The organism is Methylobacterium ajmalii (assembly GCF_016613415.1).
Lineage (GTDB): Bacteria > Pseudomonadota > Alphaproteobacteria > Rhizobiales > Beijerinckiaceae > Methylobacterium > Methylobacterium ajmalii.
Genome location: NZ_JACWCT010000109.1, coordinates 1 through 15,306, shown reverse-complemented (window position 1 = coordinate 15,306; position 15,306 = coordinate 1). Strand labels below are relative to the sequence as shown.

The window sequence follows — 15,306 nt, the reverse complement described above, 5'->3', positions numbered from 1 at the left end:
CCACCTCGGACCACGTGCGCCGCGCTGGAGCACGTCCAAGCCGAGCCGGGTTTCGGAACTTCCGACATCCCTGGCGCCCTACCCGCAATCTGGGATGCCGTTTCCCGCCACGAGGCTGGCGCAGGACGGGCATTCGAGTGCGGCGGCTAGGGTGGTAGCGTCCAAGACGGTTGGCGCTCCTCTGCGAGGCGCTGGCGCGGTTAGGTGGCGCCTTGCTGGGCTCGCCGGATCGCGCCGACGGTGGTGGGCGAGATCCCGAGCCGGCGGGCCACCTCGCGGTCGGTGAGGCCTTCGGAGATCAGGGCCGCTGCGGCAGCACGGCGCTCAGCCCGCGTCGTCGGGCGCTGTCCAGTTTGGACAGCTTGCGGCTTCGGGGTGTCCAGATCGTCGGATGCCCCCTCGGGCGCAGGCTGGGCCTGTCCGAACTGGACAGACAGCCGCTCGATGTCGCTACGCAGGCTCGCCAGGGCCAGCTTCGCGTCGTCCACATCCTGCTCGATTTCGCTGTGGGCCCAATAATCCAACCACGCCACACGGGCTTTGATGTCGCACAAGTCCGCGGCTGGCAAATTATTGATTCTCTCCTCAACGACGTATTGCCTTGCCGAGCTATATGCATGAGGATTGAAATAATAATCGACCACATAGCGATCAGTTATCAATTTGTCGAAAGCTTGATATTCAGCCCACGCGGCAGCAACCGTCGAAGGAAGGGGCCACGCCTGTGACACGGCTGCCCTCACAGAAGCGGGCATGCTACGTCGGCCGTACCCATCCCAACCATCGAGGCGATATAGCGTATTCCAGGCCTCGCCCGGCCCAAGGAGCGGCTCGCACGCGGCCCGGCATGCCGCCTCGATTTCCGTGTCGGCGAAGATCGCTTGCTCACTGCCGTACTCGGCCACCAGATCCGCTGCCTTCTTGAGCCGCTGCCGGTCGCGCTCGGCTCGCTCGGCAAGGGCTTCGGGCGAATTGAAAATGGCGTTGAAGGCGTCGGCCATGGCCTCGGCCCGCGTCTTCGGCTTGGGGGCGTCCAACTTGGACACCGCCTCAGCGACCGTCATTCCAGCGGAGCGGGCGAGCGCTTCCATCCGGCTTGCGGCTGCAGCCTTCTCGCCCGGGGTCGAGGCGCGATCATGCAGGGCGCGCACCTTCGCGAACGTGTCGAGGCCACTCGTCATCGGGAAGCCCTCAGCGTTGCCGGATCGGGAATGTCGTCGTCGAAATCGTCGTCCTCGATCTCCGCATCAGCCACCGGCGGTGATCCTGCATCGACGGTGGAAGCCCTCTCCTCCCGAATGCCTTGCGTCGCAGACGGATTGCTCGACGGATCGTCTGTCGCTGTCGGGTCTCGCTGGACCCGCTCCGCCTCGATCTCCTGGCTTCCCGTTTTCCGAAGGATCTGCTTCCAATCCTCTTCGGATGGCTCAGCGCTGTCATCCGGCTCGCTGGCGGTTCTGACACTCTGAACGTTTTCTTCTCGTGGTATCCCCTTCTTGGTATCGTCCAGGTATACATGGTGGTTGTCCGTCAACCGGTCTGTCGGTTGTCCGTCAACCAGGGGGGTGGTTGAGGGTCTACCACCCTTTCTTGCCCGAGGCGGTTGTCCCTCAACCACCTGTCGATTGAACACCGGGCGGGTCACGCTCAGCATTTCGCCTTTGATCAACTCCCGTGTCCGCAGGATGTGCCGGCGTGCGGCGAGCGTGCGCAGAGCGGTCCGAACGCTCTCGCCAGATAGACCGATCCTCGCGCCGAGCTTCTCGTGGCTGGGCCACGCCCTGGCGTCCTTGTCGTTGAAGAGGAAGCACAGGCCCCACGCGACCTTGATCTCGGTGCGATTGCTCTTGGGATCGCGCATAACGTTATGCGCCCACTCCTCGATCATCGGCCACTTCTCGCCTTTCCCCCACACGATCGGCAGCGGCGGAGAGCTTTTGTTCGTCATGCGGGAGGGTCTCACCGCCCGCCCCAGGAGCAGAGCACGAGATCGCATCGCACCGATCCTGGTCGGTGGCCTCGAGGGAGGCGATGGCAAGGCCGAGCACGCGGTGGAGCTCCCGGGCCTGTTTCGGGGTGAGCTCGGCGAACTCCTCGACCTCGGCGCGGCCGCGGCGGGAGATCTTCGCCCGGAGTTCGACGTAGGGGCGCCCGGCGAACTGGCGGGCGGCCACGATTACGCGCCGGCCGCCCTGGGCGTCCGCGTGGGCCTTGTAGAGCGGTGGTGCTGCGCTCATGCGGCGGTCCGCCGGTCGGTGAGGGCCGAGACCGCGGCGTCGATGTCTGCGAACGTGCCGAGGGCGGTGCCGGCCACGTCATAGGCATAGACGGTCCCCGGCCGGGACTTCACGACAGAGCCGAGCGGGCGCCGGCCCTCATAGATCTTGAGCGCACCTCTGGTAGCGGCCATAGCTGACCTCGCTTTCATCACCCGATGTCATTGGAAAGTGCCGTCCCATTTAGAACATAGATGGGACGGCGAAGATCCGCCACGTCACCGGCCCGGGTTTCCAAACAGAAATTCCGAGCCGGCGGGAAAGGATCAGGCGCCGATTGTCCTCGACGCGCGGTTGGTCTCGAATAGAGCGCGGGCGAGATCAGCCCGGGACTGAGCGCGCAGCCGGAGCCTCTCGCTCGCCCGCTGGTCCTGCCACGCGGCCCGGAGCAGCCACAGGGCGCGGATCGTGCGCAGGATCCTCATGCGGCACCGCCCATCGCGAGCAGGTCTTCCACGATGCCGATGGCGAGCCGCACGTCGGTGCAGTACTGCGCGCGAAGCTCGCCCGGGTACCGGCTGCCCGGCTTGCCGTAGCACCATGAGCAGGCCAGGGCCTTCACCGCGAGCCCGGCCGGCGTCGTGGCGCGCTGGTGCTCGATCTCCTCGACGACCTTGCCTGTGGCGTCCCAGGCAGCGTCCACGAGACGGGCGTCCGCGTCGGACCGGCTGGCGTCGAACACGCGGTAGGCCTCTTGCTCGGCCGCCACGGCGTCCAGAAATCGGCCGTGAAGGCGCATCAGCTCGGCGTCGGGCCTCTCCTGCGGGACAGCTGCCAGGGCGAGGCCGCCGGCGCCGATGATCGGCGCGATGGCGATGCCGCGCAGAACGGCGCGGCGCGGGGTAAGGCCGCTCATATGCAATCTCTCCTTGCCGGCCATCACGCAAAGCTCTTCTGAAGAAATTGCCCGGCTTCTGAGGCCTGCTGCCAAAGCACTTGGAGATTTGATTGGGCTCTGCTAAGGTCATTTCCGATGGCGGCGACGAGTTCTCCCTCTATTTCGTGCGGGCTGTCGGCAAGATGTCCAAAGATCTTGCCGTAACCTCCGATCTGGCGAATTTCGCGGTCCATCAGTTCGACGGCGTCGAGCAGGCGGCGAAGTTGAACGTCGTTCGTGGTAGGCTTGCAGGTAGCCATGTGACGTCTCTCAGCGACGTGGCAGGGTCAGGCCGGGTGGGGAGGGTGGTAGCTCCCGGCCCGGCCGCGAGGCATGAGCCCCTGACAGACATTAATGGCCGTTAACGGATTGACGTCAATACCTCTGATGCCTTTTATGGTCATGGAGGTATTGCGATGCACATCACCAGCGAACAGATACGGGCCGCCCGCGCCCTGCTCCGGTGGGAGCAGAAAGACCTTGCGGAGAAATCCGGGGTCTCGCTCCCGAGCATCAAGCGTCTGGAGGGCACCAGAGGGCCGCTCGCCGCGCACGGCCGGACGATAGCGGCTCTTCAGGATGCCCTTGAGGCGGGTGGCGTGGTGTTCCTCGCCGAGGGCGACGCCGCGCCGGGCGGCCTCGGCGTTCGCCTGGCGGGAGAATGAGCCATGAAGCGTTACGTCCTTCACGCTGACGGCGGCAACGTCACCCTGGCACCGCTGCGCAGCGGCCGGGACGCGGTGTTGCACACCGCTGCACAGGTTCACGCCGCGATCGGAGAGGACAAGTCGCCCAAGCGCGGGCGCCCCCGCGGGCGGCGTGATGTGGCGTCGAAGCAGACGCTCTACCTCGACGCCGATCGGTATGAAGCCCTCGTGCGCATGGCCGAGGATCAGGGCCGGTCCCTCCATAGCCTGGTCCTGGAAGGCATAGATCGGGTCATCGGGAAGCCGAACGCTCCCGGATGGAAGGCGGATGCCTCCTAGACCTTAACCGGATGGCAGGGAGCCATCCGCAGGATATCCTCTCGATGTGCGACGCATACCGGGAGGATTGATGATTACGGTCGTGGGCGGGACCAAGGGCGGATCGGGCAAGAGCACCGTCGCCACCAACCTCGCCATCATGCTCGCCGGTGCCGGGCGGGACGTTCTCCTCGTTGATGCCGACGATCAGGAGACGAGCACCGACTTCACCAATCTGCGGGAAGGCAACCGGCCCGGTGGCGCCGGCTACACCTGCGTCGCTCTCACTGGCCCGGCCGTGCGCACGGGCGTCCAGCGCCTCGCCCCGAAGCATCAGCACGTCATCATCGATACCGGCGGCAGAGACACGGTGAGCCAGCGCGCGGCGCTGTCCATTTGCACCGCCTACCTGGTCCCGTTTGCGCCGCGATCGTTCGACGTGTGGACCCTCGACAAGGTGTCCGATCTGGTCGAGGAAGCCCGCACCGTGAACCCGGATCTCCGGGCATTCGCCTTCATCAACAAGGCGGACCCGCGCGGCAGCGAGAACGCGGAGGCTGCCGAACTCCTTCGCTCCCGGCCTGCCCTCACCTTCATCCCGACAGGCCTCGGCAACCGCAAGGCGTTCGGCGCGGCGGCGGCGGCAGGGCTCGGCGTGGTCGAGCTGCGGCCGCAGGATCCGAAGGCCTCCGAAGAGATACAGGCCCTCTACGGATATCTCTTCGATACCGCCAAGACCTCTTCCGTCAATCCTGCGGGGATCTGATAGATGGCCCTGTCATCGAAGCCGAAGCGGCCGGCGCCCGTAGCTGCGGACCCGATCGATGCCTTCATCAGCAAGGGCGGATCGGTGCCGGCAGTTGATCCCGTAGCCGAACCCGGCGAGGGCAAGCCTGCGAAGGCCCCTCAGCACCCGCTGAAGTTCCCGGGCGACAGCGACCTGTTCGAGCGGCTCGAGAGTGCGCGCCGCGCCACGGCCGTCCGGCTCCCGCGCAACACGTGGATCCTCCAAGCGATCGCCGAGAAACTCGATCGGGATGGGCATTAGATATCAGCAGCATATCCGATGCATGTTAGTCGGATGTGTAGATACGATCTTGATGATTGCCGCTGGAAGTCCGTCGGATGCCTACGCGACCTGACGGCGGCAGGAGCAAGGGGAGGGTGCGCCGGCCGCCTCGACGATCGGTTTCCAGCCGGGGTTCGCAGGCGCGCTGGTTGACACGCCGGGCGCCAGCCCCTCGAATGGTTAAGGCTGTGCCCCATGGTGGGGCTCGGAGGTAGTGACCACAAACACAAAACCCGCCCACTGGGGAGTGGACGGGCCTCATGCACGGCTCGGGGAAGAGCCATCGGATGTGTTGCAGCACCGATCCTCTCCCACAGAGCCGGGTTTCGTCAAGCCAGAAGTGGGGACTTCTGGCGACGGCGGAGCCATGCCTTGTGGCTAGGACGACCCCAGCCGGCGGGTGATTCGGAAGGAATCACCATGTCGACCGGATACCGCCTGCCGCGTGCCGTCGCGGACAGGCTCGATGCGGCGTTGCAGGGGCGCAAGAACGCGCCGGCCTGCCTCGCGCTCGCACATTTCCTCGCGCGGTTCTGGAGCAGCCCCAGGCGGCTCCTGTGCGCCTTCCCGATCGATCGGCGGGCCCTGGCCGAGCACGAGGCCCTTGGGCTGTCCGAAGCCCGTGTGCGCGGCGCCCTCGCGGTCTTGGTCGAGATCGGCTTCCTCGCCCGGTACGAGCCGGATGCCGGCAAGCGGTACCAGCGCACCGAGGGTGGCCTTCAGCGCCGAGCGATCCTGCACCGCTTCGGGGAGGAATTCGGAGTCGAGTTCGGGAAGGCCAACGCGGCGGCACAGCGAGCCCGTGGAGCCCCGGCGCCGGCCCGACGCCCCGTTGCTCGCCCGGAGCCGCTCCTGCCTGTCCTGGGCGCTCCCGCGAGCCGCGTTGGGCTCCCCAGATCTGGGGAGCGCAAACCCGCAACCCAACTCGCCCAAAAGCATACTTCCCCGGAAAGGGGGGTGATTATGGGTGAGCAGAATCGGGCAGTACCAGAAAGCCCTCTTGAGGCTGCTCTGGCGCGGTGGGCGAAGGCTATCGGGGGGTGAAGTGCGGAAGCCTATTCACCCTTCAGTCGCTGATAGAGAAATGCGCCTACAACGGAAACAACTGTTGTTCCGCCGACGATTCCAGCAACCCACGGCTCACCCATCCAAACGCAGAAGCAAGTTACGGCCATGGCAGACAGTGCGAAGGCTGTTGCGCTCAACTGTCCGTAGCGCGTAGTGCGCAGATTACCCTCTAAAGCTACTGTCTCGAAATTACGCCTGTGGTCAGATTCCTTCTCCCATTGGCGAAATATACGCTCGGGAGCGTCTGGAACCATTTGGCGAAACTGTTCAAGCACCACCGGCGGAGGGAGTGGGCCCTGCCAAAACTGGTGATTTACCTCGACCCTGGAAGGCCCCTGCTGTTCAGAGATCTGCGATCCGGTCGGCGGATTAGGGGGCTTTCTTCGCCTGGACACGCTCGCGCTCGCGATCGATCACGCGGCGCATGTCGGCACCAATCCGCTGGCCATCGCTGCGGAGGGCATCGAGATCCGATCTATGAGGGTAGCGCGTGACCACTGTTGCAGCCGGCCACACAGACGCAAGAGCGCCGAGGCCGGCAACGAAGCTGCCAACACGCGTCTTCCGCTTGGGTATGGACAAGGCATAGGTCCTCATGGGCGGATTCATGTACGCGCAGTGCGTCTGCCGTCAATGGGGACTCTCAATGGCGATTGCTGACTCTCGTCAACGTTCAGTGGCATTTGATCGGCTTTCAGCCCGACTGGCTGTCCTCAATCAGACAGCGGGACCAGGCACGACTCGTGCGCGAAATCGTGTTTATGGAACCGAAATCGGCCCCTCCCGGAAGTCCTCGGAAGGTCTCAAGCGCGCCACCGTGGCGCGCTCAGTCGAGGTGCAGTCTATCGGGTCTCCGGGGCGCCTGACGATGGGCCACCTCGTCTCTGCTGGTCTGTGGTGGCACCTATTCCATTCTCACACCCTGCAATGTGGGAGTTTCGTGCTAGGGTTGCGGTCGAGAGCACCAAGCCCCTCGGCCGCCTCCTCGAAGCTGGCGCGCCGGTGGCCGATGATCGACAGCAACGAGCCGAGCACGGGCGGATAGCCGCGCAGGGCGAGCGCCGCACGGAGGTGAGGGAACAGGATCACCTTCCCGCGGGGCTGCACCTGGAAGCCGCGCTCCTGCGTCTCGCCGTCCGTGACGAGGTAGGCGGTGTGCGGCCGGAGAATGACGTTGACCGCCGTCATCGCGCCGGCGCCATGGTAATCGGCAGCGTGGCCGACGAGATGACGGCGTAGCCGACAACCGTGGCCGTCGTCAAAGTACCGGCTATGGTGACCGAGGTTGTGCCGATTGCGGAAAGTACTGCGGCGCCGACTGCGTCAGGCATTTCAGCAAGCTCCCTGTTTAAGCCGGCCGGTAGCGGCGCCGCCCGTCGGCGACGATGCCGTTGATGTTGCGCCGGAACTGCTGGTCGCGCTGCGCCAGCGCGGCGAGCATCTGCTGCGGGGTCACGCCTTGCGCCGAGGTGATGCTGATGGTGTCACCCCCGATGACGATGTCGCCTCCCATGTCGCCCCCGCCGCCGCGCGCGATGGGGACGATCTGGCCGTTCTGGTTCGGGATGAAGAGCTCACGTCCGCGCTCACCCACCGTGTAGCCCCGGCCGGCCTCGACGGGACCACCGTTGGCGCGAAAGGCCCCGAAAATGGCCTGGAACAGGCCGCCGATCCCGCCGCCGCCCGACGCAGCGTCGAGGGTGGCACCGCTGAGCGTAGGCCCCTGCAGGGCACCGCCTCCGCCGCTCGGCAGTGCCGCCTTGAGCAGCCCAGCCAAGCCTCCAACGGTGTCCCCGGAGCTTGCGGTGGGGGCCGTCCCGAGCAACCCGGCGAGCGGGCCCTGGCCAGTGAACAACGCCTGCAGCCCGCCCCGGGCCAACTGCTTCGTGAGGTTGTTGAGGATGTCGCTGAAGCTCCGCCCCTCGAGGATGGCGTCTGCCAGGCTGTTGGCCGCGATGTCGCCGAAGTAGCGGGCGGCGTCGGCCGTCTGGCGGATCTGCTGTTCGAGATCCTTCTGCGCATCCTTGTAGCGCGTGGTCTTGTCGGCTGCGTCGAGGATGCGGCTGCGCTCGTCGCTGTCGAGGTTCGGGTCGGTGCGCTTGCCGCGCTTGACGTCTTCGCGGGCCGCAGCCTCCGCCTTCGCCAGGGCCACCGCGCGCTCGCGTTCGGCGTTGGTCTTGCCGACGTTGTCCAACTCGGCCTTGGCGGTGTCCCTGGCCTTCTCCAGCTGGTTGATGAGCGTTTCGACGGCGTCGAGGCTTTCCGAGCCGTCGCTGCCCCTGCCGGTTCGCGGCACGAGGGAGCGGAGCGTGTTGGATCCATCCTTGCCGGTGCCAGGGGCGCGCACGCGCATAGTGAGCGGCTTGTCCGGCGCGGGCGGACCGTAGACCTCAGGGGCGTCCAGGGCATCCTTGACGCCCGTGGCGCGCAGGAAGTTGTCGATGACCTCCTTTGCCTTCGGGCCGACTCCGTCGATGCCGAGGTATTTGCCGATCGCGGGCGCGCCGAGGCTGGTCGCAAGCTCGCCCTGTGATGGCGTCATTTCGGCGATTTTCGCGGCGATCCGCGAGACCTCGGCGTAGAGTTTCGCTGCGACAGCAACAACTCTCGCGATCGTCCTCTCTACGTTCAGGAATGCTTCGTAGGTGTCCAGGGCAGAGTTCGAGATATCCTTGTTGATCGGAGCAAGGATGCTGGCGAAGGTGTTCGCGATCTCCTTGGCCTTGGCATCGAGTTCGTTGGCTCGCGCCACCTCCTCGTCACCCACGATGCGGATGCCCGCGACCGTCGTCGAGGTCGTGGCGATGGTGGCCTTCAGCTTGGCGACGGCGTCCTCGCCGTTCCGCAGCTTCCGCTCGAAGTCCGGGCCGATGAACTTGCCGGCGAGGTCGAACGCTGCGGCGCCCTTGCCGGCGTCCTGAAGCTTCTGAATGATGTCCAGCAGCGCCTTGAACTTGGCCTCGGTCCCGTCCGCACCTTCGTAGGACTGCCGATCGGCTGCGGAGATGTTGCGCGCCCGGACGTTCTGCTCCAGGCGGTCGCTGATGGCGGACGAGTTCCGGGAGTGCTCACCCTCGCCAAGACGGATCTGCGAGGCGTCCCGGAAGCGGTTGAGCGCCTGTGTCGCCTGGTCGACCGTGAGTCCGTACCTGTCCGCCCCCTGCGTCACACGCTGGAAGAACTCGGGTGTGACGCCGGCCCGCTCGGCATCCTTGCCGATTTTCACGAACTCCTCGACGTGTTTCCGCGCGAGGTCGATCGACGCGCCGACCGTCTCGAAGATCAGCTTCGCGGCCTCGAACGCCAGGAAGGCGCCGAGCAAGGTCTTGAGCGTGGGGATCTGCGAGGCGAGGCCAGACACGGCTGCCGTGGTCGTCGTCAGGCCCGTCTTGATCGCTGTGCTGGCAGCCTCCGACCCGGCGGCAGCGGCCGTGAACTCGCGGACAACGCCCTCGAGAGTTGCTTTCTCCGCGGTCGCGGCCGCGGCTGTGCGAGAGGCGATCGTCCGGACGTCGTTGCTGATGACCGTCGCGGCCCGCTGGACGTTCTGCTGCAGGGCGCCGATGGCGTTACCCGTCGCGTTCGCGTTGGCCGCGAGGCCCGTCATGGCGACGCCAGCGCTCGCCATGTTGCCGGTGATGGACGCCACGAGGCTCGTCATGGCGCTCTGCGCCCGCGAGGTGTCGGCGGCGAATTGGATGACGAGCGGTTCAGCCATCGTCAGGCGCTCCCGGCCGGCGGGTGGAGGTGCGCGACGGTACGGGCGGCCTGCTCATACAGCGCGATGTGATCGGCCCGTCCGTCGAGGATCAGCAACATCGCGTGACCCATGGTGACGAGGGCAAGGGCGAGATCCCGGTTGTCGCCGGCCCAGGCGTTCGCCGCCTCGCGGACGTGGTCGATCGCTTCGGGGGTGATACTCAGATCGGGGGTCGACATTAGGCCCGACCCCGCCCGAACAGGGCGCCCACGATCTCGCGCGCGGCCTGCAGCTCCTCGGGGTCTTCGATGATCGCCTGGACCCGGCGATACTGCAGTTCGTCCTCCACGGCCCGCCGGAAGCCGGTGGCGTCGGCCGCGATCACCGCCTCGTCGTCGCCGAAGGTGCGCACCTCGGCGGCGTGCCGGTCGGCCGCCTCCCGGACGATGCGGTCACTCTCGACTGGCTCGAGGGGGAAGGCGGCATCCGCCACGGTGCGGACCGCGCCGCGACGTGCCGCGCCGGGGAACAGGTGGATCTCTCGCATAGCCTCACCCCACCCTGACGCGCTGTGCATGCCGGCGCCGGCGCATCTCCATGCTCGCGGCGTCCATCCCGCCGGGCGAGGCGGGCGCCGCGACCGGACCGCCACCGCCGAGCCGGCGAAGCGTCTCCTGCATCGTCGCGATGCGGTCGACCATGCCGAGCCGGGCCGCCTCTCGGGCGCCCACCGCACGCCCCTTGCCGTACTCCGCCCTGACACGGGCCGGGGTGACGCCGCGCCCACGGGCCACGGCGCGCACGAAGTCACCATAGGTCTCGTTCACCCGCTTCTGCGCGTAGGCGCGGGCCTCCTCGCCCAGTGGCTCGAACGGGTTGCCCTCGGTCTTGAACTCGCCGGCAGAGATGAACGTCTTGCGGATGCCGGCCTTCTCCATGGCGGCCGACACGTCGCTGTGCATGCCGTAGACGCCGATGGAACCGACATCCCCGCCGGGCGTGGCAACGATCTCGCTGGCCGAACTGATGATCCAGTACGCGGCCGAGGCGGCGAGGCTGTTGACCTGCGCCACGATGGGTTTCCGGCCCCGGGCCGCGAAGATCTCGTCGGCCAGCTCCTGCGTGCCGTAAGTCGAGCCGCCGGGGCTGTCGACGTCGAAGACGATCGCCTTGACGTTCGGGTCCGCCATGGCGCGCCGGAACGCGGCGCCGACCCGGTCCGTGGAGGTGCCGCCTGGGCCGCTGATGTCGGCCATCATGTTCATGCGCTGCGAGATGATCCCGACGATCGGGATCACCGCCACCACGCCCGAGGACGCAGCCGGCTCGCCGGTGCGGCCGGGGCCGATGCGGGCCTGGATCTCCTCCCGGGAGAACCGCGCGCCGTCGGCGCGCAGCGCCAGGAAGGCTTGGATCTCCGCCAGCTTCTCCGGCATCAGCGCCCAGGGCTGCGAGGCCGCGGCGGAGAGGATGTGGTCGATTCCCGTGCTCATGGGGGCCTCAGCCGATCAGCCGATTGAGGATGCCGCGGCGGGAGCGGCGTTCCTCGGGGTTGTCGTCGATGGGCCGCCCGATCAGCTCTTCGCGGGCCTGCTTGTAGGCCGGCCAGGGGCGGGCGGGCTCGGCCTTCGGGTAGTCGCGAACCAGCACGAGTTCCGAAGCGTCCGGCAGGGCCTCCACCAGGCGCGCAAGGCGCTCGCGGATGTCGCCCTGGTCCGGCTCGGCCTTCATACCCTCGATGTCATGGAAGAGGGCGAGGATGGCCGTGCGGCGGCGGTCGATCGACGGGGCGTTGCTCCAGATCTGGTGGACCCACCGCCCCTGCCGCTCGTCGTACAGCGCATTGCGCTCCTCGCTCTCGGCCATGGTCGCGATCGTCGCCTGCATCAGCTCCGTGAGAGCGGTGCGCGTCTCCTGGATCACCGGCTCGGCCGCGGCGTACACGCGCCGCACCTGCCGCTCGCGCGCATAGGCGAAATCATGCGCCCGACGGGTGTGCTCGCCCTGCGCCGCCGCATAGGCGCGCATCGCCTCCTGATAGGCCGGCGTCAGGCTTTCGAGGTGGCGCCGGGCCCGCTCCTCTGCGGCTGCCAGCCCCGGCAACTCGGCGTCGCGTTGCGCCTCGATGCTGGAGATCTCCGCGCCGGCCGTGGCGCGCAGCGCGGCTCGGCGCTCGGCGGCTGCTGCGAGGTCGAACTCGTCCGGCTCGGGCTGCTCGATGCCGCGAAGCTCGTTGACCACCTGCCGTTGGGAGCGGGGGCGCGGGATGTGGGTGATGGGATGGTCTCGCATGCCGGCATGCTGCCCAGCCGCCGTGCGCATCTCCACCCAGGGTGTGCGCTCAGCACCGGCCGGAGCGAGAGCCGACGAGGATGCGGCGGATGTGGCTGATGCTCGGCACCTCGTCGCAGGCTCGCAGGGCGTCGAACAGCATCTCGCGTGCAGTCCCGATGTACTGTGCCGGCGGCGAGGTCTCTATCCGGTCGAAGCGCCATGCCGACGCCGCGTAGGCCAGGAGCGCGGACCGGATCGCGGCCGCCTGCCGGGCTGGTGGCTCCCCGCGGTGGAAGGTGGCCGCGAGCGCCCGCAATGCGGCGTCGCGGGCGTCCAGGGCTTCAGCACGCCACCACGCTCCATGCCCCGGCACCCGGGCGACGCCGAAGGTGCTGTCGAGGGTCGCGCCGGCCGGCGCGCCGTCAAGGTAGGCCCGCACCCGGCCAGCCAGCACCGCCCGGTCGGCCTCGGTCTCCCGGCCGGCCGCGATGCGTCGGAGCAGGGCGAGGTCAGGGGAGCGCGACACCCGCGACCACGCTCAGGGGGATTTCTGACATATCAGCATCCTGCCGGGCCGCCCTCGTACTGAATGGCGGCTCTAGGTTTTTCGGGCATTTTTGTAATTTCGCGCCGAATTTCGCGCGCCGGAAATTAAATCCGCGGATGGGAGCACAACCGCTCTTCATCCGAAAACTCTGGCGAGTTCTTACCCCCCCACCCGGGGGGGTGGGCGCTGACGCTCGCAGCCGATCACGAGAGGGCGCGCCTACTCTGCGGCCACCGGCACCTCGAGATCCTCGGCCAGCCGTGCCAGGTGCCCACGTAGCTCCGCAGGGGGCATGAGGCGGGCGAGGCGCACGATGGCCGCCGCCAGGAGGGCAAGGCCGACCTCGCGCTCGCTGAGGCCCGGGCCGATCAGGCGCTCCCCTGCCACCTCCAGGGTGTTCGCGGCACGGCGCATGGCGTCGGTGGTGGTGTCGTCGGTCATGGTGGTCTCCATGTCGAACGAGGGGCGCGCTGGCGCCGTTCTCTGGCCTCAGGGGTGGCAAGGGGCTGTCGGCATGGTGGTGGCCGTGTGCGGCCTCCCTGCGCGGCAGGAGCACCCTCCCATCCATCGGGGGGGGCAGGGCCGGCATGGGCCTACGTGGCCTCAGGCTGGCGCAGGACGGGCATGACCGCTTGCCAGCCCTGGCACCGGCGCGCTCGCCCTTGCCGCCCCGAAACCCTCATCACGCCACGTTGGCGAGCGCGAGCTTCTCGAACGTGTCTGCGTCGGCGCCGCACTCGCGCAGCATCTTGATGCCAGCGATGGCGAGTTGCTCTCCGACGATCTGCATGGAGGTCCCGCTTTCGACTGCTCGAGCAGCTGTCGCGTCAAGCGCACTGCGCACCGTGCCAGCGGACATCGGGGTGGTGGTCTGGTCGCTCGTGGCCTTGCCGAGCGCGCGGACGTGGGAGATGCCGCGCTGTTGAAGCAACTGCTTGGCGCCGGCGATCGTAAGGCGCTGCTCTCGCAGAAGTACCTTGATGCCGGCGATCAGCTCAAGGTCTGCCTGAGAGTAGTAGCGCCGGCCGCCGGCCCGAATGACAGGACGGATCTGGGCGAATTGCGTGCCCCAGAAGCGCAGCACGTGTGCGGGCAGGTCGAGCCGCTCCACCGCGGCGCTGATCGGAACAAAGGTAGGAGTGCACAGGCTGGGCATGATCGGTCTCCAGAGCTGACGCAGTGCGGCCCAACGCCTTGCAGCCCGCGGCCCGGAAGGGCGCAGGCTGGTGCTCGCCAGGAGCGGCGAGGTAACGAGGCAGCAGGTGTTGGGAGGGCGTGCCGGCGGCGGGGCCTCAGGGCCGAACCATTTCAGGCACAACTCGAACTGTAGGAATTTGATGCCCGCAGATGCCGGCAACTGCAAGGGCTAAAAATGCTCTCTTCACATGCAGTTCATGAAGAACACGAGGCAAGGCGCGGGCAGAGTTCACGTCATGCGTGAACGTCGCAGGCCGCAGATTTCTGGGCACCTCACCAGTGGCCTGCCGCGCCCCGGCGTGGGCACGTAGCCCAGAAACGACGAAGGGCAGCCCTGGGGCCGCCCTGTGGTCCTGCGCCGTGCGCTGTACGGTGCGCTCGCTCTTGCCGGTGGCGGCGGCGGTGGCAGCGGTGAAGCGGGCCGTGTCGCCATTTTGGCGAGACGGCGAGAACCTACCCCCGGCCCCCTGATTCCCGCCCTGTCGCGTCTCTGGGTGGAGCGCCTCATAGATCTCCTTCCGCCGGGCGATGTGGGCAGCCTCCTGGGCGGGGGAGAGGCGCCCCGCGGTGGGGCGCCCCGGTCTCAAGCCACCAGGCGGGCGCCGAGCGCTTCGGCCTCCTCGAGGGTGTGGCGGAAGGTGAAGACGCCGCCGGTGAGCGGGTCGCGGACCGGATGGGTGGGCGCCGGCCGCGGGGTGGTGCCGGCCAGCAGCGCGGTGAAGTCCTGCTCGATGGTGCTGGGCGCGGCGGCGACCGGAGCAGCGGCGGCGATGATCTCGTTGAGGGCGGCGGCGAGGTCGTTGTTCATCTGGTATCTCCTCTGTCTGTGCTTCTGTTGTACTTTGATATACTGATGTCGTCAAGAGTAAAAGCGCAGATGATCGAAGAATAATATGCGATAATGTGGATGATGAACGGGCTAAGTTCAACTTAGGTCGTCAGGCGAGGGCACGCGCGCCGCCGTGGCTTGAAGGCTAAGAAGTTCTGAGGCTTCGGATTGTGCGTCGCTCCGACGCGAAATTCCCTGGCTCCGGGGTTTCCGCCGGATTGGGCGGAAACCCTGCCCTACGGCGAAGCGGGCGCCCCCCTCACGATGTCCAGTCTGGAAATCGCAGAGCGGACCGGGAAGGAGCACCGGAACGTGACGCGCGACATCCGCGCGATGTTTGATGCCCTCGGGGTCACTGAAACCAAATTTGGTTCGAGCTACCGGGACAGCACGGGTCGCTCCCTTCCGTGCTTCAGCCTCCCCAAGCGCGAGTGCCTGATCCTCGTTTCTGGCTACTCGGTGCCGCTCCGGGCGGCGACCTGGGGGGTGGGTGTTTTTTACCCA

23 protein-coding genes are annotated in these 15,306 nt (G+C 67.3%); 5 read left to right on the top strand and 18 right to left on the bottom strand.

The window, feature by feature from the left end; translation table 11 throughout:
* Positions 1-200: 200 nt before the first annotated feature.
* The 6 genes from HPY23_RS20825 to HPY23_RS20800 all read right to left on the bottom strand — a co-directional run bounded on the left by HPY23_RS20825 (position 201) and on the right by HPY23_RS20800 (position 3,413).
* On the bottom strand, positions 201-1,181 hold the full coding sequence (locus HPY23_RS20825) for a helix-turn-helix domain-containing protein (RefSeq protein ID WP_200601805.1): 981 nt from the start codon (positions 1,179-1,181) through the stop codon (positions 201-203).
* Entirely contained in the window at positions 1,178-1,888 is a 711-nt protein-coding gene (locus tag HPY23_RS20820) for a helix-turn-helix domain-containing protein (RefSeq protein WP_200601804.1), read from the bottom strand. Before HPY23_RS20820 ends, HPY23_RS20825 begins: the two co-directional genes overlap by 4 nt.
* Positions 1,866-2,237 (bottom strand): hypothetical protein, encoded by a 372-nt coding sequence (locus HPY23_RS20815; protein WP_200601803.1) that lies wholly within the window; start codon positions 2,235-2,237, stop codon positions 1,866-1,868. The genes HPY23_RS20820 and HPY23_RS20815 overlap by 23 nt, the downstream gene beginning before the upstream one ends.
* A complete protein-coding gene (locus HPY23_RS20810; RefSeq protein WP_200601802.1) occupies positions 2,234-2,410 on the bottom strand; it encodes a hypothetical protein in 177 nt (58 codons plus the stop codon). Before HPY23_RS20810 ends, HPY23_RS20815 begins: the two co-directional genes overlap by 4 nt.
* A 287-nt stretch (positions 2,411-2,697) precedes the next feature.
* Positions 2,698-3,156 (bottom strand): hypothetical protein, encoded by a 459-nt coding sequence (locus HPY23_RS20805; RefSeq protein ID WP_200601801.1) that lies wholly within the window; start codon positions 3,154-3,156, stop codon positions 2,698-2,700.
* A complete protein-coding gene (locus HPY23_RS20800) occupies positions 3,156-3,413 on the bottom strand; it encodes a hypothetical protein (protein ID WP_200601800.1) in 258 nt (85 codons plus the stop codon). The genes HPY23_RS20805 and HPY23_RS20800 overlap by 1 nt, the downstream gene beginning before the upstream one ends.
* A gap of 156 nt (positions 3,414-3,569) precedes the next feature.
* Between HPY23_RS20800 and HPY23_RS20795 the strand changes: the two genes are divergently transcribed.
* The 4 genes from HPY23_RS20795 (at position 3,570) to HPY23_RS20780 (ending at position 5,166) form a co-directional block, all read left to right on the top strand.
* Entirely contained in the window at positions 3,570-3,818 is a 249-nt protein-coding gene (locus HPY23_RS20795) for a helix-turn-helix domain-containing protein (protein ID WP_200601799.1), read from the top strand.
* 3 nt (positions 3,819-3,821) lie between these two features.
* A complete protein-coding gene (locus tag HPY23_RS20790) occupies positions 3,822-4,139 on the top strand; it encodes a hypothetical protein (protein ID WP_236012721.1) in 318 nt (105 codons plus the stop codon).
* 70 nt (positions 4,140-4,209) lie between these two features.
* On the top strand, positions 4,210-4,884 hold the full coding sequence (locus HPY23_RS20785; protein ID WP_200601798.1) for a nucleotide-binding protein: 675 nt from the start codon (positions 4,210-4,212) through the stop codon (positions 4,882-4,884).
* Positions 4,885-4,887: 3 nt separating this feature from the next.
* Positions 4,888-5,166 (top strand): hypothetical protein, encoded by a 279-nt coding sequence (locus tag HPY23_RS20780; RefSeq protein WP_200601797.1) that lies wholly within the window; start codon positions 4,888-4,890, stop codon positions 5,164-5,166.
* A gap of 399 nt (positions 5,167-5,565) precedes the next feature.
* Here the strand turns inward: HPY23_RS20780 and HPY23_RS33890 are convergent, their stop codons facing one another.
* The 12 genes from HPY23_RS33890 to HPY23_RS20720 form a co-directional block, all read right to left on the bottom strand.
* Entirely contained in the window at positions 5,566-5,928 is a 363-nt protein-coding gene (locus HPY23_RS33890; protein WP_200601796.1) for a hypothetical protein, read from the bottom strand.
* Between the two features lie 314 nt (positions 5,929-6,242).
* Positions 6,243-6,530: a DUF2335 domain-containing protein gene (locus HPY23_RS34135; protein WP_413231139.1), complete on the bottom strand. Its 288-nt coding sequence runs from the start codon at positions 6,528-6,530 to the stop codon at positions 6,243-6,245.
* 640 nt (positions 6,531-7,170) lie between these two features.
* Positions 7,171-7,443, bottom strand: coding sequence for a hypothetical protein (locus HPY23_RS20765; RefSeq protein WP_200601794.1), 273 nt, complete (start codon positions 7,441-7,443; stop codon positions 7,171-7,173).
* A gap of 160 nt (positions 7,444-7,603) precedes the next feature.
* On the bottom strand, positions 7,604-9,973 hold the full coding sequence (locus HPY23_RS20760) for a hypothetical protein (protein WP_200601793.1): 2,370 nt from the start codon (positions 9,971-9,973) through the stop codon (positions 7,604-7,606).
* A gap of 2 nt (positions 9,974-9,975) precedes the next feature.
* Positions 9,976-10,194: a hypothetical protein gene (locus HPY23_RS20755; RefSeq protein ID WP_200601792.1), complete on the bottom strand. Its 219-nt coding sequence runs from the start codon at positions 10,192-10,194 to the stop codon at positions 9,976-9,978.
* Positions 10,194-10,502: a DUF6074 family protein gene (locus HPY23_RS20750; RefSeq protein WP_200601791.1), complete on the bottom strand. Its 309-nt coding sequence runs from the start codon at positions 10,500-10,502 to the stop codon at positions 10,194-10,196. The genes HPY23_RS20755 and HPY23_RS20750 overlap by 1 nt, the downstream gene beginning before the upstream one ends.
* A gap of 4 nt (positions 10,503-10,506) precedes the next feature.
* On the bottom strand, positions 10,507-11,448 hold the full coding sequence (locus HPY23_RS20745) for a S49 family peptidase (protein WP_200601790.1): 942 nt from the start codon (positions 11,446-11,448) through the stop codon (positions 10,507-10,509).
* 7 nt (positions 11,449-11,455) lie between these two features.
* On the bottom strand, positions 11,456-12,283 hold the full coding sequence (locus HPY23_RS20740) for a hypothetical protein (RefSeq protein ID WP_200601789.1): 828 nt from the start codon (positions 12,281-12,283) through the stop codon (positions 11,456-11,458).
* Positions 12,284-12,296: 13 nt separating this feature from the next.
* A complete protein-coding gene (locus tag HPY23_RS20735; RefSeq protein ID WP_200601788.1) occupies positions 12,297-12,755 on the bottom strand; it encodes a hypothetical protein in 459 nt (152 codons plus the stop codon).
* A gap of 240 nt (positions 12,756-12,995) precedes the next feature.
* A complete protein-coding gene (locus HPY23_RS20730) occupies positions 12,996-13,217 on the bottom strand; it encodes a hypothetical protein (RefSeq protein ID WP_200601787.1) in 222 nt (73 codons plus the stop codon).
* A 241-nt stretch (positions 13,218-13,458) separates the two neighbouring features.
* Positions 13,459-13,932 carry a MerR family transcriptional regulator gene (locus tag HPY23_RS20725; protein ID WP_200601786.1) on the bottom strand — a complete coding sequence of 158 codons (474 nt, stop codon included), beginning with the start codon at positions 13,930-13,932 and terminating at the stop codon, positions 13,459-13,461.
* Positions 13,933-14,556: 624 nt separating this feature from the next.
* Positions 14,557-14,781, bottom strand: a complete 225-nt coding sequence (locus HPY23_RS20720; RefSeq protein ID WP_200601785.1) for a hypothetical protein — start codon at positions 14,779-14,781, stop codon at positions 14,557-14,559.
* A gap of 285 nt (positions 14,782-15,066) precedes the next feature.
* On the opposite strand from HPY23_RS20720, the gene HPY23_RS20715 reads away from it, so the two are divergent.
* Positions 15,067-15,306, top strand: a 240-nt coding sequence (locus tag HPY23_RS20715) for a Rha family transcriptional regulator (RefSeq protein ID WP_200647182.1), incomplete at its 3' end; no start/stop codon positions are given.

Coding starts and splice junctions, on each gene's coding strand:
- HPY23_RS20755 (WP_200601792.1), bottom strand. CDS start 10,194: ATGTCGACCCCCGATCTGAGTATCACCCCCGAAGCGATCGACCACGTC.
- HPY23_RS20825 (WP_200601805.1), bottom strand. CDS start 1,181: ATGACGAGTGGCCTCGACACGTTCGCGAAGGTGCGCGCCCTGCATGAT.
- HPY23_RS20725 (WP_200601786.1), bottom strand. CDS start 13,932: ATGCCCAGCCTGTGCACTCCTACCTTTGTTCCGATCAGCGCCGCGGTG.
- HPY23_RS20805 (WP_200601801.1), bottom strand. CDS start 3,156: ATGGCCGGCAAGGAGAGATTGCATATGAGCGGCCTTACCCCGCGCCGC.
- HPY23_RS20720 (WP_200601785.1), bottom strand. CDS start 14,781: ATGAACAACGACCTCGCCGCCGCCCTCAACGAGATCATCGCCGCCGCT.
- HPY23_RS20820 (WP_200601804.1), bottom strand. CDS start 1,888: ATGATCGAGGAGTGGGCGCATAACGTTATGCGCGATCCCAAGAGCAAT.
- HPY23_RS20760 (WP_200601793.1), bottom strand. CDS start 9,973: ATGGCTGAACCGCTCGTCATCCAATTCGCCGCCGACACCTCGCGGGCG.
- HPY23_RS20800 (WP_200601800.1), bottom strand. CDS start 3,413: ATGGCTACCTGCAAGCCTACCACGAACGACGTTCAACTTCGCCGCCTG.
- HPY23_RS20745 (WP_200601790.1), bottom strand. CDS start 11,448: ATGAGCACGGGAATCGACCACATCCTCTCCGCCGCGGCCTCGCAGCCC.
- HPY23_RS20780 (WP_200601797.1), top strand. CDS start 4,888: ATGGCCCTGTCATCGAAGCCGAAGCGGCCGGCGCCCGTAGCTGCGGAC.
- HPY23_RS20795 (WP_200601799.1), top strand. CDS start 3,570: ATGCACATCACCAGCGAACAGATACGGGCCGCCCGCGCCCTGCTCCGG.
- HPY23_RS20790 (WP_236012721.1), top strand. CDS start 3,822: ATGAAGCGTTACGTCCTTCACGCTGACGGCGGCAACGTCACCCTGGCA.
- HPY23_RS20730 (WP_200601787.1), bottom strand. CDS start 13,217: ATGACCGACGACACCACCACCGACGCCATGCGCCGTGCCGCGAACACC.
- HPY23_RS20815 (WP_200601803.1), bottom strand. CDS start 2,237: ATGAGCGCAGCACCACCGCTCTACAAGGCCCACGCGGACGCCCAGGGC.
- HPY23_RS20785 (WP_200601798.1), top strand. CDS start 4,210: ATGATTACGGTCGTGGGCGGGACCAAGGGCGGATCGGGCAAGAGCACC.
- HPY23_RS20765 (WP_200601794.1), bottom strand. CDS start 7,443: ATGACGGCGGTCAACGTCATTCTCCGGCCGCACACCGCCTACCTCGTC.
- HPY23_RS20810 (WP_200601802.1), bottom strand. CDS start 2,410: ATGGCCGCTACCAGAGGTGCGCTCAAGATCTATGAGGGCCGGCGCCCG.
- HPY23_RS20750 (WP_200601791.1), bottom strand. CDS start 10,502: ATGCGAGAGATCCACCTGTTCCCCGGCGCGGCACGTCGCGGCGCGGTC.